Source organism: Paenibacillus shenyangensis (assembly GCF_000346635.1).
Lineage (GTDB): Bacteria > Bacillota > Bacilli > Paenibacillales > Paenibacillaceae > Saccharibacillus > Saccharibacillus dauci.
Window position 1 is genome coordinate 172,086 of sequence record NZ_AOIG01000009.1, and the last position, 22,799, is coordinate 194,884.

The following is a 22,799-nucleotide window of genomic DNA, read 5'->3' on the forward strand; positions in this document are numbered from 1 at the left end:
AGAAGAGAGAGCAGAACAGCCTCTACGGTTGTTTTGCAGCAGGATGGAGGAGAATCAGGATGTCTAGAACAATAGCCATGGTAAAAGGAACGATATGGGCTCCGGAGTGGAAAAAGTACCAGGATCGGCTGACAGGTATCGAAGTACATCAGCTGACCGATTACCGGGGACACAGCCGCCAGCTGTACTTTACCGAGAATGGATTATATGACGAAGGCAGACGTCTGTTATTCGTATCCGACAGGGATAACAGCGCCAATCTATTCTCGATCCACCTGGAGACCGGGGAGATGACACAGCTCACTACCTACACAAATAATGATGATCTGCAGGTATGCCTGACCCCGGATGGTCAGCAGGCACTGCTGCAAAAAGAAGATACCATCTCGCTGCTGGACCTAACTTCTTTTCGCGAGCGGGTCAAATACCACTGCCCCGAAGGCTTTCGGATGGGCAATATTAGTTGTACTGCGGATGGGGAGTCGGTACTAACCTGCATCCGGCAGCAGCCATTTGCCAAAAATGATGCAGAGCACGATCCAGAAACTACCCGAAAACGGAATGATCACGATACATTTCATGAAGTAACAGATAACGAAGATGCAGCTATAGATCAGCAAGCAGCAGATCAGCGGATACCGGAATCCTCTTCGTCATTCAGCCAGATCATTGCTGTTCATCTTCACACCAGACAGTCAGAGATTGTCCACGAAGGTCAGAGGATGATTACCCATGTGCAGGCTTCTCCGATTCATCCCTGGCTGCTGACTTTCTATCAGGAAGACAGCCGGGAGCTGGGAGATCCCTCTATCTGGAGTATGGATCGACGAAGCGGCAAGATCAGTCCAGTCCGGGCAAAAAGCGAAGCAGACGAAATCGTCGGCCGACCTTATTTCCTTAGCGACGGCGAGACAATCGCCTATCAGGGAGTACGAAGCAGCGGCACATCCTTCTGGGGAAGTATCCGCTACGATCAATCGGATCAGCAGGAGCAGGAGATTCCTTTTGCGATCCATCACGCCTATCTGGACGGCAAGTATCAGGCGATCACTGACGGCAGAGAGAACGTGCAGACCCTGAATCTCTGGCGAGCTTTGCCTGATGGAACATACCACGGACCGTATGTACTCTGCGAACTGCGCTGCAGCTTCCATTCACCCAAAGTCCATGCCTATCCGCGAATTAGTCAGGACGGCCGCAAACTCTTTTTCACCAGCGACCGTACCGGTTATGCGAATCTCTACATGGTGGAGCTACCTGATGATATTAGTAACTTGCACATGATGCATAATCTCATAACGCAGGAAAGGAAATAAGAGCAAGGACGACATTTAAGCCTGGAGATCTTCATTTTCTCCCTCTATCGAAGGATCTCCAGGCTTAACCGGAGGACGTGCTCTTATTCCTTTCCGGAGTGAATGAAGCAATTAACTCTAGAGTGAATGAAGCAATCAACTCCAACACTATAGGAATCCGAAAAAGCACAAAAAAGCTGCCCTGTATGAACAGGACAGCTTTTCGTCTATATGTCGCGTTATTTGCTGTTACGTAAGAAAGGGGATCTTCCGATTACTTCGCAGCAGTGTAACGTGCGTTTACAGCATCCCAGTTTACTACATTCCAGAAAGCGGAGATGTAATCAGGACGTTTGTTTTGATATTTCAGGTAGTAAGCGTGCTCCCATACGTCCAGACCGAGCAGTGGAGTCAGACCTTCCATTACCGGGCTGTCCTGGTTAGGTGTGCTTGTGATTGCCAGTTTGCCGTCTTTGCCGACAACCAGCCAAGCCCAACCGCTACCAAAACGTGTAGTTGCTGCTTTTGCGAAATCTTCTTTGAATTTGTCGAAGCCGCCCAGTTCGCTATCGATTGCAGCTGCCAGTTCACCAGTAGGTGCGCCGCCAGCGTCAGGACCGATTACTTCCCAGAACAGGCTGTGGTTGTGGTGTCCGCCACCATTGTTGCGTACGGCTGTGCGGATATTTTCAGGTACACTGTTCAGATCGCTGATCAGTTCGTCCAGGCTTTTGCTTTGCAGTTCAGGAGCGCTTTCCAGAGCAGCGTTCAGGTTGGTTACGTATGTGTTATGGTGACGATCATGGTGAATCATCATCGTTTGTTCGTCGATGTGTGGTTCCAGAGCGTTATTAGGGTACGGTAATGCTGGTAGTTCGAATGCCATCGTAAAATACCTCCTGAGATTTGGATTGGGGAATACCGATAAAAGAAGTCCCCTATGTAGATAAACATGTTACTGTCTCTATTAAACCGTATATTTCGGACTAAAGCAACATTTGTGTTTAGAAAGTCCGTCTGGCAAGGGATCCGGGCGATTTTATTTTTTATTTCTATATTACCGAAATCACGCATTGAACCCTAAAAATCGTACATAAACATTTCATTACAGGCAGAATCAGAAAGAATGGGTAGCGTATGTACATATATTAATGAAATAGTGATATTGGATATAAATGGAATAAGAAGGAACATTAATCAAGAAAGGGTAAATATAATATGTAAAAATTTTGCTGCACAAATGAGTCTGCTGTCCAGTAAAGCTATTTTTTATCGACATAATATAAGCCATAATGCTTAATTATGACAAAAAGTATAGTGACATGATCATGGTAGTGTTATACTTGTGTTTGTTGCTAATATAATTTCAGTTTAAGATTTCACTTTTGCAATGAATATTTATTGATTGCAATTAATATTCATACGCAGCGATTTCTTCATAATAATTGTATATCTAAGAGCAAATGGACGGAAAACGGAGATATGAAGCGCTTTCATAAGAAAAGTGATGTATTTCCTCGAAAATTGTGGTTTAATTAACATTGAGATTATATTGTGCAATTATTTGCGCTTTTTTGCCGTCTTATCGTCTTCCTGTACAGCAGGATTTTACACAACTCTTTATGTAGGGCGTATGGCTTGTCTACGCAGATGTCCTTCTTTTTTGTGTTGGAACATGATTGTCAGGGGTTATTAATGAAACGGTATTTATCAAGCTGATGAAAAGGGAGTTTGGATCATGAAAATTCGTTCCTTTAAGCTAAGTGATTTGAGCCTTGTGAAGGAGCTGCTGCAGGTAGCTCTGTCGGAAGAATGCTATGAGCATACTATGGGACCTTTTGCGAGACAATTGTCCTGGGATTCCGAACTGATTATGGTTGCGGAGCAGGGAGAAGAAATTATTGGCTTGTTAATTGGTACGATTGACCGCAATTTCGGTTGTTACTACCGTATTGCCGTTCATCCCGATATGAGAGGCAAAGGAATTGGCAAAGCGCTGGTCGCAGCAATGGAAAAACGTTTCCAGCAGCGTAATGTCAGCGGAATTATGATCGCAGGAGACGAGCATAACGAGGCGGTAATGCCACTGTATGCAGCTCTTGGCTATGATGAAAGCAAAATTCTTCGTACGTACGAAAAATTAAGCATTGTCGCAGCTAACGCATAATACTATAGAGATAAATTTGGAATAACTACAGACTACATCATACTGTTTTGTATATATGGACACATCTTGCCTTCCGGCTTCGTGGGGGATGCAGGTGTGTTTTTCTATTTTTTAGACGTATTTCCAGTTGGATCAGGTATAATTATAAATAGATAGCTGACAACAGTCGGCAGGAGGTGACAGTGAGTGACGCAGCAGGAATATATGATACCAAGTCCGACATCCAGATGGGAACAGCTTAAGCTTGAGATCAAGGCAGCTGCGCCATCGCTGGGAATTGACGGTATCGGTTTTACGACCGCCGATCCTTTTCTTTTTCTGAAAGAAGTGCTGGAAGAACACCGGCGCAAAGGTTATGAATCCGGATTTGAAGAACCGGATCTGGAGAAAAGAATCAACCCGTCACTAACCCTGGAAGGCGCACGTTCCATCATCGCCATCTCGGTGACTTATCATTCCAAAATGGAAAATCCGCGGCGTTCGGAGCCCGGTCAGTATCGGGGCATCATGGCACGCTCGGCCTGGGGCCGGGATTATCATTATGTGCTGAGAGACCGGATGCAGCGGCTGGAAGATTTTATTCATGAACGAGTACCGGAAGCGAGAATCGAGAGCATGGTCGATACTGGAGCACTCTCGGACCGTGCTGTAGCCCAGCGTGCAGGCATTGGATTTTTCGGTAAAAACTGCGCGGTAATCTCGCCTACTCTCGGTTCCTGGATCTTTCTCGGCGATATGATTACGGATATTCCATTTCCGCCGGATACGCCGGTAACCGAGGATTGTGGTACCTGTACCAAATGTATTGATGCTTGCCCAACAGGAGCACTCGTTGGTCCTGGGCAGCTGAATTCGCAAATTTGTGTGTCTTTTCTGACGCAGACCAAAGGAATGCTGTCGGATGAGCATATGCGCAAGATCGGTAACCGGCTGTATGGCTGTGATACCTGCCAGATCGTCTGTCCCAAAAATAAAGGCAAACACTGGAACCATCAGGAAGATCTGCGTCCTGATCCGGAAAAGGCCAAACCGCTGCTGCTGCCGATGCTCGATCTGAGCAACAAAGAGTTCAAGCAGGAGTTTGGCGATACATCCGCCGCCTGGCGCGGCAAAAATCCGATCCAGCGCAATGCGATTATCGCTCTTGGTAATTTCAAGGATAAAAGTGCAGTACCCCGTCTGACCGAAATGCTGCTCAAGGATGTACGTCCGATGATTCGCGGCACGATCGCCTGGGCACTGAGCCGGATTGGGGGTCCCGATGCGCTATCAGCTATAGAGCGTGGACTGGAGTGCGAGCAAGAGCAGGAGGTAATCGAACGCCTGATCGAAGCAAAAAGGATACTGGAGGAGGAATCCGCGTGACCGACGAGCAGCTGCATGAACCAGTAATCCCGCAAAATGAACAGTCGCGAACCACGTTGTATTATGCCGAAATGGACTCACCGGTTGGCCCGGTGACACTGCTGCAATCGGAGCATGGATTATGTCATCTGGAATTCAAAACCTATAGTGAGGCGCAGGCTGGTCTGTCCAGCTGGTCCAGCCGATGGTATGGTGATCATGAGCTTATCCATTCGTCATCACGGCTTGGCCAAGCAATCGATCAGCTCCATGAATATTTTGCCGGTGAACGTCAGGAGTTTGATCTGCAGCTGGATTTGCGGGGAACTGCATTTCAGCGTCAGGTGTGGCAGGCTCTTCAGGTTATCCCATATGGTGAAGTAGTCTCTTATAAATGGATTGCTGTGCATATCGGCAGTCCATCAGCTGTTCGCGCGGTTGGTGGAGCGAATAACCGTAATCCCGTGTCGATCATCGTGCCCTGCCACCGGGTTATTGGCATGAATGGTCAGATGGTCGGATATGGCGGAGGACTGGATCGCAAGGAGCTTCTGTTGGAACTGGAAGGATATTTGCGCCAGCCTGTTCTTTTCTAAAATAAAAATATAAACCGCTTCGGGCATTAGGCAGGATGGGGTTCCATGAAGTATCTATCATTGTAAGCCAAAGGGGATTGCTGATGAGATACGTAAGTATAGATAATGTAGAAACGGGGCAGCATCTGGGCAAGTCTGTCTATTCGGGCAATGGTACAATCCTGCTATCGGCAGGGGTGCAGCTGACCGTCTTTATGATTAATACACTGAACCGGATTGGCGTTACCATGATCTATATTCAGGATGAACAGTTCGCAGATGTAGAACCTGAAGAGATTTTGAGCGAAGCGACCAAGCAGCACATGATCCGGGAAATGAGTGATACCTTTGATGCCGTACGATCCGGCAAAGAGTGGAACCCGGCGCGGATCACGCTCAGCGTCGAGCATCTATTGGAGGATATCATCGGTGCGCGTGAAGTACAGGTACAGCTGACCGATATCAAGACAGCAGACAATGCCCGCTATCTGCACGCGATGAATGTCTGTCTGCTGTCGGCGATTATTGGCATGAATATCGGAATGAACCAGCAGCAGCTGCGGGATCTGGCGATTGGTGCCCTGCTGCATGATGTGGGCAAAGTGTCCGGCAGCGAAGCTTTTGATCTGATTCCCGGTTCCAAAATGCATCACACCTGGAGAGGATTTGAGCTGATCAAGTCCAAGCGGGATTTCAATCTGATGATTGCACACGTAGCGCTGCAGCATCATGAGCGGATGGATGGAACCGGTCAGCCGCGCGGCCTTAGTCACGAGGAGATTCATCGGTATGCCCGGATCGTGACGATTGCCAATACGTACGATAATCTGATTACGCCCAAGGAACATGGCGGCAAGAGTCTGCTGCCGCATGAAGCGTGTGAAGAGATGATGGCCATGTCGGGTACAGCATTGGATCATGATCTGCTGGTAGAATTTACACGCATTATTTCCATTTATCCGAATGGAACGGGTGTCCGGCTATCCACGAGGGAAACCGGCGTAGTCGTGAGCCAGCACAGAGGACTGCCAGGACGTCCGGTCGTGCGGATCGTACGCGGAAGTGGCGATTCACTTGATGTCAAAGAGATTGATCTGGCGAATGCTACAACCGTTTTCATTGAAGCGGTAATGAATTAGACAGGGCGTAATCTTTGGTATGAAAATGTTTGCTAGAGCAGGCGGTAAAATGGTATGATAAGTGCTGTTCATGCCTGCAACGGCAAGGAAAGCCAGAGCTCTCCGGGAACGAAATACAATGAATATACAGGGGTGGCACTTATTATGTGGTGGAACTGGGTCATACCTATCGTGACTCTTATCGTGGGTCTCGTCGGGGGCTTCTTCATTGGCGCATATTACCTGCGCAAACAACTGGAAAAAATGCAGAGCGATCCGCAGATGATGCAGAAAATGGCCAAGCAAATGGGCTATAACCTGAATCCGAAGCAGATGCAGCAAGCACAGCAAATGATGAAAAACGGCGGCGCTCCCCAAAAAGGCGCGAAGCCACAAATGCCTCCAATGGGCCGTGGCAATCAGGGCAAGCGTAGAAGATAATTACATGACAGGCATCAGTGCATGAAGGCCTTGAATGTGGAAGGAGGTCAGCATGGCTGGAATTAAGGATTATACCAACCTGAAGGTCGCAGCACATCGCGACCAGATTGAATATCATATCAAGGAAATCCTGAACCTGATCGGTGAAGATACCGAACGGGAAGGATTGCTGGAGACGCCTGCACGGGTAACGCGGATGTACGAGGAGATCTTTGCCGGATACAGCGTAGACCCGCGCGAGGCACTGGGTGTTACTTTTGACGAGAATCATCAGGAGATGGTCATCGTCAAGGATATCGTCTACTACAGCCAGTGTGAACATCATATGGCTCCGTTCTTCGGCAAAGTGCACATTGGCTATGTACCAAGCGGCAAAATTGCCGGTCTGAGCAAATTCGCCCGCCTGGTCGAAGCGGTTACGCGCCGTCTTCAGGTACAGGAGCGTATCACAAGCCAGATCGCTGATATTCTCGACGAAGTACTGAAGCCGACCGGTGTAATGGTTGTCGTTGAAGGTGAACATCTGTGCATGTGCGCACGTGGTGTCAAAAAGCCGGGCAGCAAGACAATTACGTCCGCTGTACGCGGTGGATTCCAGAATGATGCACCACTACGTGCAGAGTTCCTGTCGCTGATCAAAGATCACTAAAATACCGAATTGCTGAATCACACAAACAAACAACAAACAAAAAGCAGGCAGCCGTCATCCCGGCTGCCTGCTTTTCTGTATAGATTGTGCCTGATGTCACAGCAGATCGGAATAGGGTGATATAGCATGTATATTTTAATGAAAGGCTTGCTCAATGCTTGCATTGTAGATTAGACTCATAGGCAAGGTTATTACAGACAAATTGGATGAGTGGAGGAGATTATATGGAAATTCGCGAATTTCTGGATCAAAGACTGACCGAGCTGAACGAAGAGCAAAAGACTGCTTTTATCAAGGAAGTCTGCCTGATTCTATACAATCGCAACAATTCGGATCTGATCGTACGTGCCAAGGTTAATGAACTGGTACAGCGCTACGAACTGGCACAGCAGCAATAATATTCTCCCGGCTTCAATCAGAATACTCCTCTCCAAACCGGAGAGGAGTATTTGTGTTGCGTGACTAAGGAGAAATGGATAATCTTGATGTCTGTTTATTTGGATAGCCTATTTTGTAATCTAGATACTGAAATTGGGAAATGGAAGTTCGGCTTTGCCAAGATTCCATATGTTGGGCTGCAAAACGTTCCTGTTCCAGATTCTCCAGCTGCCGCGGATGCTCCAGAACACAGCAGTCCACTTTACGTTCGGACGGGTTAATCATTCCGATAATCTCACGCAGCCTCATTACTCCTCCATTTATACGGTTGCTCCTTTGTCAGTAGGATGACGGCTGTGCTGGCAGGTGGTTCAGGGCTGAAGCCACAGCCGTATGAAAATCTCTGCGTAGCTGCTGAATCGACTGTGTACGCCCATAATGAACCCGGTTGGTCAGCAGTACGATCGCCAGCTGCTGACTCGGATCGATTTGAATACTGGTGCCGGTAAATCCGGTATGTCCAAATGCAGCAGCAGACAGAATAGGGCCGGATACATCCGCTTCATCTCCCTGCAGTACCCAGCCAAGTCCCCGCCGTGTTCCAGGAAGAAGTGGAGTCTGCCGGGTGACAGCTTCGTGCAGAAGCCGCTTGGAAAGTGAAAGCGGAGGGATCGGAGCAATGAATAGATTCGCCGGAGATTGCATCCTCGGGGTATGTACAGCTTCCAGCCAGTATTGCGCATAGCGCAACAGGTCGCTCGCGGTAGCAAATAATCCGGCATGTCCACACATCCCACCGAGTGCCCTTGCATTCTCATCATGGACAATGCCCTGCAGATAACTCTCTGTCTGGTTATCGTATTCAGTAGCAGCCATAGTAGCTGCGTGACTTGGCCCGGGTACAAATGTACTCTGCTCCATATGCAGTGGCTTCCAAATATATTGCTCAGCTCCTGCTGTCAGCTGAAGTCCGCTGATTCGCGTGAACAGTTCTCCCAGCACTATAAATCCTGGATCACTATACATACGTGCTTGCCCCGCTTCATAGGCAGGTGGCATTTGACTGATTGTCTGGATTGCCTCTGGCAGAGTCAGAGCGGCAGATGAATGGAAATCGGCGATAGCAGGCAGTCCCGAGGTATGACTGAGCAGCTGGCGGAGTGTAATCTGTTGGTGGGGACCTGTCTGGAATTCAGTCAGATAAGCCGATATTGGACGGTCCAATTCCAGCATTCCATGTTCGACGAGCGTCAGAATCAGTGGCAGGGTAACGGTTACTTTGGTCAATGAAGCGCAGTCATATACTGTATGGGTATCGGCAGCAATCTGCATATGATCTGTATCGACTGCCCACCCTACAGCTTTGTACCAACAATGACCCCGCCAGTATATAGCAGCCGAAGCGCTTGGAATAATCCGTTGCTGGCAAGCCAGGTGCAGCGGATTCCATATACGTTCCAGTTGATCCAGTTGGTCAGAGGACAGAGGTTCTATCGCTGAATGGGTATGATATTTTGTAAGTACGGAAGGTACAGATTCAGTCATGGTATTCCCTCCATGAGTTGAGATTAAGAGGATACAGGATTGAATAGATAGAGCAGCACATGCGAGCTGGCACAGAATTAACTTCAAAACTGCAAGCAAACCATCATTAAAGGAGAAATCAAAAGGAGAACAATAACTATATTATGGAATAATACATAAAATGAATTTCTATCCAGATATATAATTCATTTATAATATGACTGTATTGTTAATTAATATAACCAGAAAAGATTATCGATGTCATTTAATTTATACACGTAGGAATCCATATTTGTAACTTCAACAAATGTATGAACGGTAATTTGAAATATAGGCATTTATATCTCTCGTACATGTTATAATAAACGCGAATTATACCAATATCTCGAAAATATTCATAACATATCTAACATCAATATAACTGGCTTACTCTCAATATGCGGTATTTATTGAAAAGGGAGTATTTGTTGAAAATCAAATACAAGGGATGAGTATATGGAATATGTAATTGGAATAGATGGCGGAGGCACGTCTACAACTGCAGTTGCTATAGACCGGGAAGGAAGACAGATTGCTCATGCAGAAGGACAGGCGAGCAATCCCAAATCTTCGAGTGGAACCGACTACAGAACAAATATACATAATGTAATCTCACAATTGCTGAACGACTCTTCCCTTGCGCTTGAACAGTGCTGCGGGGTGGGTGCTGGCATAGCTGGAGTCTATACCCCGAAGGAATGTGAAGCCGGTGAGCAGCTGCTGCGCAGTTACTGGCATGAACGCAGGCAACAGGTACCGAATATTCTGGTCGTCAGTGATGCCGAGACTGCTCTGGCAGCAGCTTTTGGCACTAATCGCGGAATAGTCGCGATTGCAGGTACGGGATCGATCGTGCTGGGAATTCTACCTTCCGGTGAGCGGGTGCGTGCCGGAGGCTGGGGACATATTCTGGGTGATCGGGGCAGTGGATACGCGATTGGACAGCGAACCCTGCAGACAGTGATGCTTGGCTATGATGGCATTGTGGCTGTTACCGAACTATCGGACAAGGTATTGCATCACTACGATGCACGCTCTGCCGAAGAACTGCGTTATATAATGTATCAGCCACAGATGGGCAAGCGCCAGATAGCAGCGGCGGCAAAGCTCTGTATTGAAGCCTCACAATCGGGAGATGTGCTGGCGCAGCAGATTATCATGCAGGCTGCCAGCGATATGGCTGAATTTGTACAAGTGCTGCTGAACCGTTATCCTCAGCTGGAGCAGACAGGCATCGCGGCTACCGGCTCGATCTTCCGCCATTCTGTGCTTTATCGGGAGACATTTATCCAGCAGCTGCAGCAGAACCATACTAATCTGCCGGAGATTCGACTGGCGGAGCAGGAAGCAGCCTATGGGGCAGCTATACTCATCATGAACAAGCTGGCAAAACATCCACATGTATGGACACAGGGAGGGCAATAGATTATGAATCCATCACTGGGCAAGCTGATGACCGAGCAACAAAATCCGCGTACCATTGGTATTGATGATATGACAGCAGAACAGATTCTAAGAGCAATTCATGAGGAAGATCGGACGGTACCGGGGGCGGTCGAACGCTGTATTCCCGAGATTGCCCAGGCCGTAGAAGCAATCACAGAGAGCTTCCGCAGCGGTGGCCGTTTGCTGTATGCAGGAGCAGGTACCAGTGGACGGCTCGGTATTTTGGATGCATCGGAATGTCCGCCTACCTATGGTAGCAATCCGGATCAGGTTGTTGGACTGATTGCAGGAGGCAGCCGGGCCATTCAGCAGGCAGTCGAAGGAGCAGAAGACAATCTGGAGCTGGGACGGCAGGATATACGTGAGCATCAAGTATCCGAGCGGGATGTGGTCGTTGGAATTGCTGCCAGCGGACGGACTCCATATGTACTTGGAGCGATGCAGGAAGCTGGGGAACGTGGTGCAATTGTCGTCGGGATCAGTAACAATCCCGATTCGGAGATGGGCCAATTCGCTGCCATTATGATCGAAGCGGTCACCGGTCCGGAGGCTGTGCTCGGATCTACACGCATGAAGGCGGGAACGGCGCAGAAGCTGATTCTCAATATGCTGACTACTGCCTCCATGATTCGCTCTGGCAAAGTATACCGTAATTTGATGGTCGATATGCAGGCAACCAACGAAAAGCTGGCGCTGCGCGCCCGGCGGCTAATCCAGCTGGCGACAGACGCAGACGATGATACGGTGGAACAGGCGTATATCGCTTCCGGCGGACATGTGAAGACCGCTATTGTGATGATTCTGTTGCAGGTGGATGCTCATTCTGCAGCTGAACTTCTGCAGAATAATGAAGGTTTTGTCCGGCAGGCAATTGAGCATTCGGTATAGATTATACGGACAGGGCATCCGCAGCGAAGCGGATGCTTTTTTTGGTGGGAAAGGGTTATTAATATCAAATGAATACGATCGGATTCAGATGTGTTAATGCAAGAAGAGGGCTAGTGGGTACGCTTTGTTACATCCTGCATTTTATCCTGCTAAACTGGTATAATAACAAATAATCAGACAGAGTACGGATAAGACGGTACTGCTTGGAAATGGAGGGAGCAGCTTGACAGACAATCAGCAAATACAGCCTGCAGATGGCGGGGCATACAAGACTAGTCGACCAGAAGGATTGGAACAGGCCATATGGTATGAGACGCCGCTACTGGGCAGAGAGGTACCCATGCTGCAGCCTCTGGCATGGGAAGAACTGATGTGCCGCCGGGTAGGCAGCGGACATCCGCCGGTCGTTCATATATGGAGGCATACGGATGGGATGACGATTGGTCTGCGGGATCGCAGACTGTCCAATGCAGCTGCTGCCATGGAGCAGATTCAGCAGGAAGGAACCTCGATCTGTGTGCGACCTTCCGGTGGTGCAGCTGTGCCACTGCATCCGGGTATCCTGAATCTGTCGATCATTTTGCCGAATCCGAAGCACCGTATTAACATCCATGAAGATTTTCAATTTATGGCGGATTGGATCAGTCAGGCTGTACATCCATGGAGCAGTGAGGTGGATACGGGAGAAGTAGAAGGTGCATTTTGTCCAGGAGATTACGATATCAGTATTCATGGCCGCAAATTCTGCGGGATTGCCCAGCGCCGCCAGGCGAAAGCCTATATTATTACCGCTTTTGTTATTGTGGACGGGCAGGGAGACGAGCTGGCCGATCAGATCAGACAGTTCTACGAGCGCGCGGCGGGTCCCGAAGATCAGGGCTATCCAGTCGTTCGTCAGGGAACGATGGGAGCACTGGGTGAACTGGCGGGAGTACCCTCTGTAGATGCTTACCAGACAGAGCTGCAGCGGCTGCTGAGTGATGGACAGCTGCCGGATTTACTGGACGGATCAGAGGTATTCGGCAAAGAAGAATTGGAGCAGATGGTCACCTATCTGCATGAGCGCTACGACGAATAGGCAGGGACAGAGGTCGGTCGCTGTCAGCAGACACCTGTTAGGAATGGCAATGGCAACCAGCTGTTTATACACAGGGGAACGACCGAATCGGACAGCTTTATTTTACCAATAGATTAGAGGGATTAGGATGCAGCTTCGCAAAGTAAAAATTCTAGGAACAGGCAAATACTTGCCGCGTCAGATAGTCACGGATGAGCAGATTGATCAGCGTCTTGGTGTGAAGCCGGGCTGGGCTGCCAAGGCAGGCGGCGTTGGTACCCGTCATTATGTGAGTGAAGGCGAGACTGCCTCTACGATGGGAGCGGCGGCGGCTTATGCTGCGCTCGAAGCCGCTGGACTGACTTTTGACGATGTAGATTGCCTGGTCTGCACGAGCGGTACCAAGGAACAGCCGCTGCCAAGCACGGCTTCCTTTATCCAGCAGGCGATGGGACAGGAAGATTCGGGTATACCTGCTTTTGATATCGATGGGACCTGTCTGAGCTTTGTCTTTGGGCTGGATATACTATCTTATCTCGTAGCCGCCGGACGCTACCGGCATGTGCTGCTGGTCGCGACAGAAGTAGCTTCGGCAGGAATGGACTGGAGTCAAAAGGAAAGTGCCGTGCTGTTCGGCGATGGAGCCGCTGCCGTGGTGATCGGTCCTGCACCCGTAAATGAATCGTCAGCTATTATACATACTTCACTTCATACGTACAGTAAAGGGGCGCGTTATTCGGAAGTGGCTGCAGGCGGTACGCGTTTCCCTCATGGACATGAGCAGGCTGCTGCACAGTCTTATTTATTCCAGATGGACGGTCCTGCAATCTTCCGCATGGCTTCCCGATTGCTGCCACAATTTATCGATGATCTGTTGACGCAGTCACAGACCTCAATGAAGGATTTCAAAATGGTTATTCCGCACCAGGGCAGTGCTATGGCAATGCGGTTGATGCGCCGCAAGCTGGGCATCGCAGAGGAACAATTTATGAATATTACGCCCAATCATGGCAATACGATCGCAGCCTCTATTCCGATGGGACTGCATGAAGCGGTTGTCCAGGGGCGGATTCGCCGTGGTGACCGGATCATGCTGCTCGGTACAGCGGCCGGGCTGTCGCTGGGAGGAATGGTGCTTGATTATTAAATCTGCCGCACCCCAGCGGATTCTGCTTACCGGTGGACGTGCTCCGGTCGCACTCGAACTGGCGCGGCAACTGCATACGGGCGGACATACGGTATACGTGGCAGAGAGTGCTGAATATCATCTGTGCCGAACGTCGAATGCCATCGCAGCCAGCTTCCGTCTGCCTCCGCCCCGCCAGCAACCGGAGGGTTATCTGGAAGAATTGGCTCGATTGCTGGAAGAACTGGATATTCAGCTGCTGCTGCCTACCTGCGAAGAAATTTTCTACATTGCTCATGGGTATGAGAAGCTCAGCCGGATCTGCCGTGTACTTTCTCCTCCGCTGGAAACCCTGCGCCGCCTGCATCACAAAGGCGACTTTATTGAGCAGGTATATCAGGCAGGTCTGCCTGCCCCGGAGACCCGCTTAATTACCGATACAGCAGCATGGGAGCAAGCCCAGCAGAGCATAGTGGAGTGGGTTCAATCGGTAGAGTCTTTTTCGGACAATTCCGCAGATGACAGCAGTCTCCGTGGCAACGGGATATATGACGGGCCGGTGGTATTAAAGCCGGCTTATTCGCGCTTTGCTTCCCGGGTGCTGCTGCCTTCTTTTTTTCAGCGCTTATATCGGGGTGGCAGCCAGCGAAAAGGCAGCAATTCCTCATTGTCTGCGGCTGTACCTGCTTCGTTATCTCCAGCAGAGCCGTGGATCGTCCAGCGCTATCTGACAGGGGAAAGTATATGCACCTACAGTATTGTGCATCAGGGCGTTATTGTAGCTCATGCAGCATACCGCTGTCAGTACCGCAGCAGTCAGGCAGGAGCGAGTGTGCATTTTGAAGCACTCGATGGAGCGGCGACACTGTCCTGGGTACAGCAGTTTGTCGAGACACAGGCGGATGTACAGGGAACTCCATTTAGCGGACAAATCAGCTTTGATCTGATTGCTTCGGACGTCGATCAGCAGCTCTATCCGATTGAGTGCAATCCACGAACGACAAGCGGTGTACATTTATTCCGGCCGGAAGATGGCTTGGAAATGGCACTGCTTGATCCCGATCAGCTGATTGCCACGCAGCGGATTATTCAGCCGCAGCCGGGCAGCCGCGCTATGCTGACACTGCCGATGCTAATCAGTGGCTGGCGTCAGGGCTGGTCATGGCAGGATTGGAAAAGATGGTTCACAGCCATGCGAGGAACAAGAGATGCAGTCTATCATGCCCAGGATCGCGGACCTTATATCGAGCAGCTGCGGTTGGTGCGAGCGGCTTGGCGCTTGAGCAGACAGCAGCACATCACGATCACCGAAGCGTTAACCCACGACATTGAATGGAACGGACAGACGATCCAATCCTGATCAACGCGAAAAGAGGCAGACTATGAAGAAAGCATTGGTAACCGGAGCGACCGGTTTTCTCGGGGGACATATGACGAGGCGCCTGCTGTCCGAAGGTTGGCAGGTCACAGCGACCGGACGTAATGAACAGGCTGGGCGCCAGCTGAGTGCAGGAGGTGCGCGATTCGTGCCTATTGATTTGCGTAATCGGGAGCAGGTCGTGAAAGCTTGCCGGGAACAGGAGTATGTATTTCACTGTGCAGCCCTGTCTTCGCCATGGGGTTCATATCGTGATTTTTTTGCCAGCAATGTAGAGGCTACCCGTCATGTGGCAGATGGATGCATGCAGCATGGTGTACAGCGTCTGGTTCATATTTCGACGCCCAGCATTTATTTTGATTACCGGACGCGCTATGGGATTCGGGAAAGCGATCCATTGCCGCGCAAGCCTGCCAATCATTATGCGGCTACCAAGCTACTGGCGGAGCAGTTGCTGCTGAAGGCTTGGGAGCAGCAAGAGCTGCCGGTTGTAATGCTGCGTCCAAGAGCGATCTTTGGTCCTATGGATCAGACGCTGTTCCCAAGGCTGATGGAGGCAAACCGCAAGTCCGGTGTGCCGCTGCTCAATGGAGGACAGGCCGAGATCGACTTAACCTATGTAGATAATGTGCTCGATGCCATGCTGTTGGGAGCTTCTGCCCCTGCTCATGTGCTCGGACAAGCCTATAATATTTCCAACGGGCAAGCCATGCCATTTGACAGCTTATTGACCCTCCTGTTCGAACAGCTGGGATTGCCACTGCGTACACGTACGATTCCGCTTAAGGCAGCCTACACGGTTGCAGGTCTACTGGAAGCCACCTATAGGCTGCTGCCATTGTCCGGTGAGCCACTGCTTACCCGTTATACCGTAGGTTCTATCGCTATACCGCATACGCTCGATATTCAGAAGGCCCGGGAGGAGCTGGGCTATGTATCGGCTGTAACGGTGGATGAAGGGCTGAGGCGCTTTGCCGACTGGTGGCGACAGGAACATCATCCGGAATATCGTATGGAGAATTAACCCACGATGAACTACCTGTGATTAATTCATGGGTGAAAGGAGAGAAAATATATGCTGACATCTACGCCGGTATCCTTATGGCTGGGGGCGGCAGGGTACTGTACCCATCCCGAGGTATTGACGATTCGTGGCGGAACGCTGCGACCAGTCGCTTTTCCGGCAGGGTTTGCTTGTATCCGTCATCCACAGCATGGGCTTATTCTGTTTGATACAGGCTATAGCAGTCGTTTTTTTACAGAAACGGCCTCCCTACCGCAGGCGGCGTATCGTTATATTACGCCTGTTATGTACGAGGAACAGGATAGCGCGGTTTATCAGCTGGGCAGTATGGGAATGGATGTGACCGATGTGCAGTATGTGATTCTATCCCATTTTCATGGCGATCATATTGCAGCGGTTCGGGACTTTCCCAATGCCCGGTTTATCTATTTGTGGGAATCGTATGAAGCTGTACGCAGATTGGGTACGCTGCGCGCAGTCAAAGCAGGATTCCTGAGCGGACTGCTGCCGGAGGATTGGCTGCAGCGTTCTTTGCCTTTTTACAGAAAGGATCTGGTGTATCCCGAGACATCTGTGCAGGCGCAGTCGACATCAAGTAGACCATCTGTATCAAAAGAGACATCCGTATCAAGGGACCCAGCCGTATTCGGGCAATCGTATGGGCCTATGCATGATCTGTTTGGAGATGGCAGCTTATGGGCTGTGGAGCTATCCGGTCATGCCGAAGGAATGATTGGGCTGTTGTTATCAACTGCTTCGCATGATTATCTGCTCTGTGCGGATACCGTCTGGTCCAGCCGCGCACTGCGTGAGAATCGTCGGCCGCATCCGCTGGCTGGGCTCATCATGTCGGATCGCAGAGAGTATGTCCGCAGCATGGATCGTCTGCGTGAGTGGTCGGATATGAACCCTGAGCTTCGTATTGTGCCAAGCCACTGCAGGGAAGTACTGGCTCAGTGGGGAGGGAAATGGCTGATATGAACAGTGACACACTGCGCATTTTGTATCATTATATGCTGACCCGCCACTTGCATCGCTGGCCCGATCGTGAAGCGCTGGAACGCTGGCAGGAACGCCGGATTATTCGGCAGATCCGACGGGTACGGGAGAGTTCGCCTTTTTACCGAGATCTCTGGAAAGGGCTGCCGGATGAAGCATGGCGCCAATTTCCCATTATCGACAAGCCGATTATGATGGAGCATTTTGATGAACTGAATACCGTAGGAATCCGCGGCGATGAAGCGATGGAGCTTGCGCTTCGGGCAGAACAGACACGGGATTTTGAGCCGCTGCTGCATGGTGTGACTGTAGGGTTATCCTCTGGAACATCAGGGAATCGGGGGCTGTTCCTGGTCAGTCCGCAAGAACAGTCAGCCTGGACAGGAACAGTACTTGCGAAGCTGCTGCCGGGCGGGTTGAAGCGGGAAGCGCGAATCGCCTTCTTCCTGCGTGCCAATAGCAATCTGTATGAATCGGTTCGCAAAGGCCGACTGCAATTCCGTTACTTTGACCTGATCCGTCCGCTGGATGAGCATCTGCAGCAGATGAACGAGTATCGTCCCACAATCTGGGTCGCTCCGGCTTCGATGCTGCGATTGCTGGTAGAAGAATATGCTGCCGGTCGATTGAAGGTACAGCCGCAGCGAATGATCGCTGTAGCCGAAGTGCTGGACCCCTTGGATCAGCAGTACATCGAACAGGCTTTTGCCCAGAAAGTGCATCAGGTGTATCAATGTACAGAGGGATTCCTGGGAGCAACCTGTGCACACGGTACGATTCATCTGAATGAAGATATTGTCTGTATCGAAAAGGAATACATTGATCCGGACAGCCGGCGCTTCATGCCGATCATTACCGACTTCTCGCGGACGACACAACCGATTATCCGCTACCGGCTAAATGATATTCTGACAGAAGCTGCCGGTCCCTGTGCATGTGGATCGCCGCTGACCGCAATTGAGCGGATCGAGGGACGGTACGACGATATCCTGTACATTCGGCATCAGCAACAAAGCAAAAGAATTCCACTGTTTCCCGATCTGGTAACGCGGGCGATTATTACGGCTTCTCCTCACATCAGCCACTATCGGGTAATTCAGCAGACAGAAGATCTGTTGGAGATTGCTTATCGGCTAGATGATACAGGCGAAGCAAGCGCATTGGTCGAGCAGGAGATACACAGCCGGATAGAGACAATATGTAAAGGATTAAACAGTATTCCTCCCCGCATCTGCTTTACGGCTTATGACTTTACGCCGGGCCCGGTGAAGCTGCGCCGGGTAGAGAGACGCTGGAGCCTATAAACGGTCATCCATATCTGTAATGACAAGGAAGGCAGTGTATCTTTACATTCTTTATTTACCGATCGAAATATAGCCTAGGACCTGAATACCCTTTTACTTTCATCTTTATCATATCTCTATTCCCTTACAAAGGAGCACTTCCCTATGACTTCATCTACTACCTATTCGGCTCCTTCTCGAATCGCAATAATTACCGGCAGTTCCAGCGGCTTTGGGCTGCTGATTGCGCTTAATTTGGCCCGGCAGGGGTTTGTCGTGATCGCAACGATGCGGGATCTGTCCCGGCGAACAGCATTGGAAGAGCAGGCCGCCCAGCAGGGAGTGACTGACCGTATCCAGTATGTTCAGCTGGATGTGACTGACGAGCAGAGTCTAGCGACTGCTGTACAATCGATATATCGGCAGCATGGGCATATCGATGTATTGATCAACAATGCCGGCTATGCTGCCGGAGGCTTTGTCGAGCATGTGCCGATGCAAGCCTGGCGTGATCAGCTGGAGACCAATGTATTCGGACTGATTGCTGTTACACGAGCTGTACTACCGATCATGCGCGAACAGCGCAGCGGCCTGATTATTAATATGAGCAGCGTGAGTGGTCTGGCTGCTTTTCCCGGATATGCACCGTATGCTACTTCCAAGTTCGCGATCGAGGGATTCAGCGAGAGTCTGCGGCATGAGATGGCGCCATTTGGGGTCAAAATCGTGCTGGTCGAACCCGGTTCGTATCGAACCGATATCTGGGACAAAGGGTTAAGCAGTATCCATACGAAGCCGGATTCTCCTTATCAGCCGCAGCTGGATGCGGTACTCCGCTATTCACGGCACTCTGCCGAACATGCACCTCATCCCCGACAGGTTGCCGATCTGATCGGACGTATCGTTAATCATAAGCATCCGCGTCTTCGTTATCCGGTAGGGCAGGGAAGCGGTCTGCTGGTGATGGCACGCAAGCTGCTGCCCTGGAGCTGGCTCGAATGGATTATTCGCCGAGCTACAAAATAATTCCAGAAATATCCTGAATATAATGATTAACTCTCCTCTACAAAGGTTAATACTAGAAGGGACAAACAAGAACACACGCTTCCATGCAAGTGTTCGGTCCGTATACAACTTCTGACAAACAAAAGGTGAGGACATGAAAAACACATATAACAGCAAAAAAAATGTCGTATGCAGCAAATGCGGACATCAAATAGAAAATGTACTGGAACACGTAAAATTCGTCTTAAACGGACACTGCGAGCACTGTGAGAGTGTAAGCGTCCGTTCAGGTGCCAGGCTCAGACACACTTCCTGAACGAATAAACCCAGTACATCATCCGACTAACTCCTATATGGATCATAACGAATGGAATGAATAGACGTTGAATAGATTAGCAGACAGCAATAATAAGGCATGATCGCTACCGGATATCCGGAGAGATCATGCCTTATTATTTGGCTATCAGACATAGTAAGACAAAACGAAGGCAGGCCATCCCATGAAATCGATGCCTGCCTTCATGCAATTATGGTGTAGAGTCGGTTGATGGATCAGTGTTCTTAGAAGTACTGTCTTTCTCCTTGGATTCTGTAGATTTTGTGGATTCTGTCGTTCCGTTAGAGCGGGAACGAGTCGTATCCGAATCTGCAGCATCGGTGCTGTCTTTTTCCTTATTGGATGATTTGCCTGCTTCCGATGCAGGGATCGGCGGTGAAGGTTTAGTAGCACCAGAGTTCAGTCCGCTATCTTCGGTCGTTCCGTTCAGCATTGGATCGGTATCCATTTCATCTCCTGTGGCCAGGTCCAGATTGCTGAGAAAATTGGATACATAGCGCAGATATTCACGCGGATGCTCGCGGAATTCCAACTCATGATGCGCGCCCGGGATAATCCAGACTTCCGAATCCGGGTTGGTCTGGTTGGAAGCGAGCTGTTCGGCAATCTGATAGGGTGCCTTGCTATCCTGCGTCCCATGAATAAAGAAGATTGGGAATGGATAGTCCTTTTTCTTGACGGTCTGGTAAGGAATCTGATTCAGGCTGGTACCATTCACGACCGGCAACAGTGTCTCCAGAATCTCGATCGATGGATGCTGCGGAAGAGCCATCTGCTGGCGGATATTATAATAAAGTGTATCTGGCTCCAGCAAGAACGTACTGTCCAAAATCATCGCATCCACCTGATCCGTCAGCAGACCGGCCTGCAGGGCAGTCCCGGCTCCCATCGAGAATCCCCAGACGACCAGCTCCTGAGCACCACGCTGCTTGGCCAGATCAATCGCCCCGAGCAGCTGCTGGGACTCTTTTTTACCACCGGTAGCGACTTCGGGATTGGTCTTGGAGGCGAATCCGTAATCGAACATAATGACATTGAAATTCAGCCGGTGGGCATAGTGAGCCAGATCGTACATCGGAATCCATGTCTCTTCGCGATTGGCTCCATAACCGTGGCTGAATATAATGGTCTTGGTCGAGTGTTTTTCTGCTGGTATATACCAGCCCTGCATCATCCGGCTGCCATCATGGGCAGGGAACGTAATGTCTTCGTAAGCCATATTTTTGGCCTGCATCGGGTTGGAATAGACACTGGCTACTGTCGGATAGGACAATACCCAGGCAATATAGGCATGCAGTGCAATAAAGCAGAACAGAAAGAAAAATACCACGGATAGCAACAGAGCTACGATGACATGTTTCAGACGAACTTGCTTTGGCTGAATAAGATACGTTTCGTCCGGTTCGGATGAGCGGGGCGTCGTATTGCGTTGTGCAGTTGAAGACATAATGCCCCTCCTGATTTCATAAATAAGTCATACGGTCATACATATAACGACGAAAAAGCAAACTTTCATAATCCATATTCACATTCGTGTATTATGGTAAGATGCGATGTAGAGAAAGTCAATTTTGACGACTGCATCGACGAATAGATTACATTGTTATTATCGACGTATTTCCCTTTACCTTTAGAGTTAGCTTCGATATAATTTATGTAACCATGTTTCATTGAGTGAAACAATAGTATGGTAAAGTGCTGTTAGTCCATGTCATTAACACAGGGCTGTATGATCAGCCAGCCATTGGAGGCGAGAGAAATGGAAGACCGCAAATTAACTGTGCGTGCTGTAGAGCGTGCATTAGACATACTACTCTGCTTTACCCGATCCAGTGATCTGGGACTCACTGAAATTGCCTCGGAGATTGGACTGCACAAAAGTACCGTGCACCGTCTGCTGGCTACGCTGGAAGAGAAAGGATTTGTCGTGCGCAACAGCGCCACCGATAAATACCGTCTGGGTATCAAAATCTGGGAGCTGTCGACCCATCTAGCGCAAAATGATGACCCTGCAACGATGCTGCTGCCAGATATGGAGCAGCTGCGTGAACAGCTCGGCGAGACGATCAGTCTGTATATCCGAGATGGAGACGAACGCCTGCGTATTCAGGCGGTACAGAGCAATCAGGCGATCCGCCGGGTCGCCCAGGTCGGTGCCAGACTGCCGCTGACTGTAGGTGCATCCAGTAAAGTATTGGTTGCCTTCTCCAGTGATGCCGAACAGGAGCTGCTGTTGAGCAGCGCGGAATGGCCACCAAGCGTAGACCCGGATATGTATCGCCAGCAGCTGGAAGAGGTGCGTCATAACGGCTACTCTACCAGTTATGAAGAACGTGAGCCTGGAGCGGCGGCTGTAGCGGTACCGATCTTTGACAGTGCTGGCCAGTTGCGTGCTTCACTGTCACTGTCCGGTCCGGTGAGCCGCCTGTCGATCGACAGACTGCACGAGTATGCACCTGTATTGATCGCCGCTGCCCGCGAGATGGGGATCAAGCTGCGCTAAATGCCTGCATATTGAACGCTGGGATAACCGGGTATGTACGATACAGATAATGAATGTACACCAAAGAGCATTTCTCTGACGAAGAGAAGTGCTCTTTATTTTTGTATACTACTCTATTGAAATAGATACGATTCCAGCTTGATCGACAGCCCGCACACGTAACAGCCCTGTGCTGCTGGAACAGACTATTGACTCATCAGATAATGAGAAAAAGAAAATACCA

General features: G+C 49.9%; 19 protein-coding genes and 2 pseudogenes. 17 read left to right on the forward strand and 4 right to left on the reverse strand.

The window, feature by feature from the left end; all coding sequences use genetic code 11:
• Positions 1 to 59: 59 nt before the first annotated feature.
• Positions 60 to 1,316, forward strand: a complete 1,257-nt coding sequence (locus tag H065_RS0108590; RefSeq protein WP_238557921.1) for a TolB family protein — start codon at positions 60 to 62, stop codon at positions 1,314 to 1,316.
• 253 nt (positions 1,317 to 1,569) lie between these two features.
• Here H065_RS0108590 and H065_RS0108595 read toward each other — a convergent pair whose 3' ends face one another.
• Complete coding sequence (locus tag H065_RS0108595) at positions 1,570 to 2,181, reverse strand: superoxide dismutase (RefSeq protein ID WP_017812635.1); 612 nt, start codon at positions 2,179 to 2,181, stop codon at positions 1,570 to 1,572.
• A gap of 852 nt (positions 2,182 to 3,033) precedes the next feature.
• Here H065_RS0108595 and H065_RS0108600 point away from each other — a divergent pair.
• From H065_RS0108600 to H065_RS27835, 6 genes and pseudogenes are all read left to right on the forward strand, one after another.
• Positions 3,034 to 3,462: a GNAT family N-acetyltransferase gene (locus H065_RS0108600; RefSeq protein WP_017812636.1), complete on the forward strand. Its 429-nt coding sequence runs from the start codon at positions 3,034 to 3,036 to the stop codon at positions 3,460 to 3,462.
• Positions 3,463 to 3,666: 204 nt separating this feature from the next.
• Positions 3,667 to 5,402 (forward strand): annotated as a pseudogene (gene queG / locus H065_RS0108605) (tRNA epoxyqueuosine(34) reductase QueG).
• An 83-nt stretch (positions 5,403 to 5,485) separates the two neighbouring features.
• Positions 5,486 to 6,520, forward strand: coding sequence for an HD-GYP domain-containing protein (locus H065_RS0108615; protein WP_017812639.1), 1,035 nt, complete (start codon positions 5,486 to 5,488; stop codon positions 6,518 to 6,520).
• Positions 6,521 to 6,664: 144 nt separating this feature from the next.
• Positions 6,665 to 6,940, forward strand: coding sequence for a YneF family protein (locus H065_RS0108620; protein ID WP_026136113.1), 276 nt, complete (start codon positions 6,665 to 6,667; stop codon positions 6,938 to 6,940).
• A gap of 52 nt (positions 6,941 to 6,992) precedes the next feature.
• A complete protein-coding gene (gene folE / locus H065_RS0108625; RefSeq protein WP_017812641.1) occupies positions 6,993 to 7,589 on the forward strand; it encodes a GTP cyclohydrolase I FolE in 597 nt (198 codons plus the stop codon).
• Between the two features lie 224 nt (positions 7,590 to 7,813).
• On the forward strand, positions 7,814 to 7,987 hold the full coding sequence (locus H065_RS27835; protein WP_017812642.1) for a hypothetical protein: 174 nt from the start codon (positions 7,814 to 7,816) through the stop codon (positions 7,985 to 7,987).
• A 64-nt stretch (positions 7,988 to 8,051) separates the two neighbouring features.
• On the opposite strand, the gene H065_RS0108635 is transcribed toward H065_RS27835, so the two are convergent.
• Complete coding sequence (locus tag H065_RS0108635) at positions 8,052 to 8,276, reverse strand: hypothetical protein (RefSeq protein ID WP_017812643.1); 225 nt, start codon at positions 8,274 to 8,276, stop codon at positions 8,052 to 8,054.
• A gap of 30 nt (positions 8,277 to 8,306) precedes the next feature.
• On the reverse strand, positions 8,307 to 9,512 hold the full coding sequence (locus tag H065_RS25590; protein ID WP_017812644.1) for a serine hydrolase domain-containing protein: 1,206 nt from the start codon (positions 9,510 to 9,512) through the stop codon (positions 8,307 to 8,309).
• A 474-nt stretch (positions 9,513 to 9,986) separates the two neighbouring features.
• On the opposite strand from H065_RS25590, the gene H065_RS25595 reads away from it, so the two are divergent.
• The 9 genes from H065_RS25595 to H065_RS0108685 all read left to right on the forward strand — a co-directional run bounded on the left by H065_RS25595 (position 9,987) and on the right by H065_RS0108685 (position 19,757).
• Complete coding sequence (locus H065_RS25595; protein ID WP_017812645.1) at positions 9,987 to 10,955, forward strand: BadF/BadG/BcrA/BcrD ATPase family protein; 969 nt, start codon at positions 9,987 to 9,989, stop codon at positions 10,953 to 10,955.
• Positions 10,956 to 10,958: 3 nt separating this feature from the next.
• Positions 10,959 to 11,864, forward strand: coding sequence for an N-acetylmuramic acid 6-phosphate etherase (gene murQ / locus H065_RS0108650; protein ID WP_017812646.1), 906 nt, complete (start codon positions 10,959 to 10,961; stop codon positions 11,862 to 11,864).
• Positions 11,865 to 12,087: 223 nt separating this feature from the next.
• A complete protein-coding gene (locus H065_RS0108655; RefSeq protein ID WP_017812647.1) occupies positions 12,088 to 12,942 on the forward strand; it encodes a lipoate--protein ligase family protein in 855 nt (284 codons plus the stop codon).
• 127 nt (positions 12,943 to 13,069) lie between these two features.
• Positions 13,070 to 14,068, forward strand: a complete 999-nt coding sequence (locus H065_RS0108660; RefSeq protein ID WP_017812648.1) for a beta-ketoacyl-ACP synthase III — start codon at positions 13,070 to 13,072, stop codon at positions 14,066 to 14,068.
• Positions 14,058 to 15,407: an ATP-grasp domain-containing protein gene (locus H065_RS0108665; RefSeq protein WP_017812649.1), complete on the forward strand. Its 1,350-nt coding sequence runs from the start codon at positions 14,058 to 14,060 to the stop codon at positions 15,405 to 15,407. Before H065_RS0108660 ends, H065_RS0108665 begins: the two co-directional genes overlap by 11 nt.
• Before the next feature lie 22 nt (positions 15,408 to 15,429).
• Positions 15,430 to 16,449, forward strand: a complete 1,020-nt coding sequence (locus tag H065_RS0108670; RefSeq protein WP_017812650.1) for an NAD-dependent epimerase/dehydratase family protein — start codon at positions 15,430 to 15,432, stop codon at positions 16,447 to 16,449.
• A 51-nt stretch (positions 16,450 to 16,500) separates the two neighbouring features.
• Positions 16,501 to 17,430 carry an MBL fold metallo-hydrolase gene (locus tag H065_RS0108675; protein WP_017812651.1) on the forward strand — a complete coding sequence of 310 codons (930 nt, stop codon included), beginning with the start codon at positions 16,501 to 16,503 and terminating at the stop codon, positions 17,428 to 17,430.
• Complete coding sequence (locus H065_RS0108680; RefSeq protein ID WP_017812652.1) at positions 17,427 to 18,752, forward strand: F390 synthetase-related protein; 1,326 nt, start codon at positions 17,427 to 17,429, stop codon at positions 18,750 to 18,752. Before H065_RS0108675 ends, H065_RS0108680 begins: the two co-directional genes overlap by 4 nt.
• Positions 18,753 to 18,896: 144 nt before the next feature.
• Complete coding sequence (locus H065_RS0108685) at positions 18,897 to 19,757, forward strand: SDR family oxidoreductase (protein WP_017812653.1); 861 nt, start codon at positions 18,897 to 18,899, stop codon at positions 19,755 to 19,757.
• 785 nt (positions 19,758 to 20,542) lie between these two features.
• Here H065_RS0108685 and H065_RS25600 read toward each other — a convergent pair.
• Positions 20,543 to 21,520 (reverse strand): annotated as a pseudogene (locus tag H065_RS25600) (alpha/beta hydrolase); the annotation flags it as partial.
• A 312-nt stretch (positions 21,521 to 21,832) separates the two neighbouring features.
• Between H065_RS25600 and H065_RS0108695 the strand changes: the two are divergent.
• On the forward strand, positions 21,833 to 22,576 hold the full coding sequence (locus tag H065_RS0108695) for an IclR family transcriptional regulator (protein WP_017812655.1): 744 nt from the start codon (positions 21,833 to 21,835) through the stop codon (positions 22,574 to 22,576).
• Positions 22,577 to 22,799: the final 223 nt, after the last annotated feature.

Bases quoted from the DNA above. Each gene is read 5' to 3' on its own strand.
- H065_RS0108680 (WP_017812652.1), top strand. From the start codon at position 17,427: ATGAACAGTGACACACTGCGCATTTTGTATCATTATATGCTGACCCGC.
- H065_RS0108615 (WP_017812639.1), top strand. From the start codon at position 5,486: ATGAGATACGTAAGTATAGATAATGTAGAAACGGGGCAGCATCTGGGC.
- H065_RS0108590 (WP_238557921.1), top strand. From the start codon at position 60: ATGTCTAGAACAATAGCCATGGTAAAAGGAACGATATGGGCTCCGGAG.
- H065_RS0108600 (WP_017812636.1), top strand. From the start codon at position 3,034: ATGAAAATTCGTTCCTTTAAGCTAAGTGATTTGAGCCTTGTGAAGGAG.
- H065_RS0108685 (WP_017812653.1), top strand. From the start codon at position 18,897: ATGACTTCATCTACTACCTATTCGGCTCCTTCTCGAATCGCAATAATT.
- H065_RS0108660 (WP_017812648.1), top strand. From the start codon at position 13,070: ATGCAGCTTCGCAAAGTAAAAATTCTAGGAACAGGCAAATACTTGCCG.
- H065_RS0108620 (WP_026136113.1), top strand. From the start codon at position 6,665: ATGTGGTGGAACTGGGTCATACCTATCGTGACTCTTATCGTGGGTCTC.
- H065_RS25595 (WP_017812645.1), top strand. From the start codon at position 9,987: ATGGAATATGTAATTGGAATAGATGGCGGAGGCACGTCTACAACTGCA.
- H065_RS25590 (WP_017812644.1), bottom strand. From the start codon at position 9,512: ATGACTGAATCTGTACCTTCCGTACTTACAAAATATCATACCCATTCA.
- murQ (WP_017812646.1), top strand. From the start codon at position 10,959: ATGAATCCATCACTGGGCAAGCTGATGACCGAGCAACAAAATCCGCGT.
- H065_RS27835 (WP_017812642.1), top strand. From the start codon at position 7,814: ATGGAAATTCGCGAATTTCTGGATCAAAGACTGACCGAGCTGAACGAA.
- H065_RS0108675 (WP_017812651.1), top strand. From the start codon at position 16,501: ATGCTGACATCTACGCCGGTATCCTTATGGCTGGGGGCGGCAGGGTAC.
- H065_RS0108595 (WP_017812635.1), bottom strand. From the start codon at position 2,181: ATGGCATTCGAACTACCAGCATTACCGTACCCTAATAACGCTCTGGAA.
- H065_RS0108635 (WP_017812643.1), bottom strand. From the start codon at position 8,276: ATGAGGCTGCGTGAGATTATCGGAATGATTAACCCGTCCGAACGTAAA.
- H065_RS0108695 (WP_017812655.1), top strand. From the start codon at position 21,833: ATGGAAGACCGCAAATTAACTGTGCGTGCTGTAGAGCGTGCATTAGAC.
- folE (WP_017812641.1), top strand. From the start codon at position 6,993: ATGGCTGGAATTAAGGATTATACCAACCTGAAGGTCGCAGCACATCGC.
- H065_RS0108670 (WP_017812650.1), top strand. From the start codon at position 15,430: ATGAAGAAAGCATTGGTAACCGGAGCGACCGGTTTTCTCGGGGGACAT.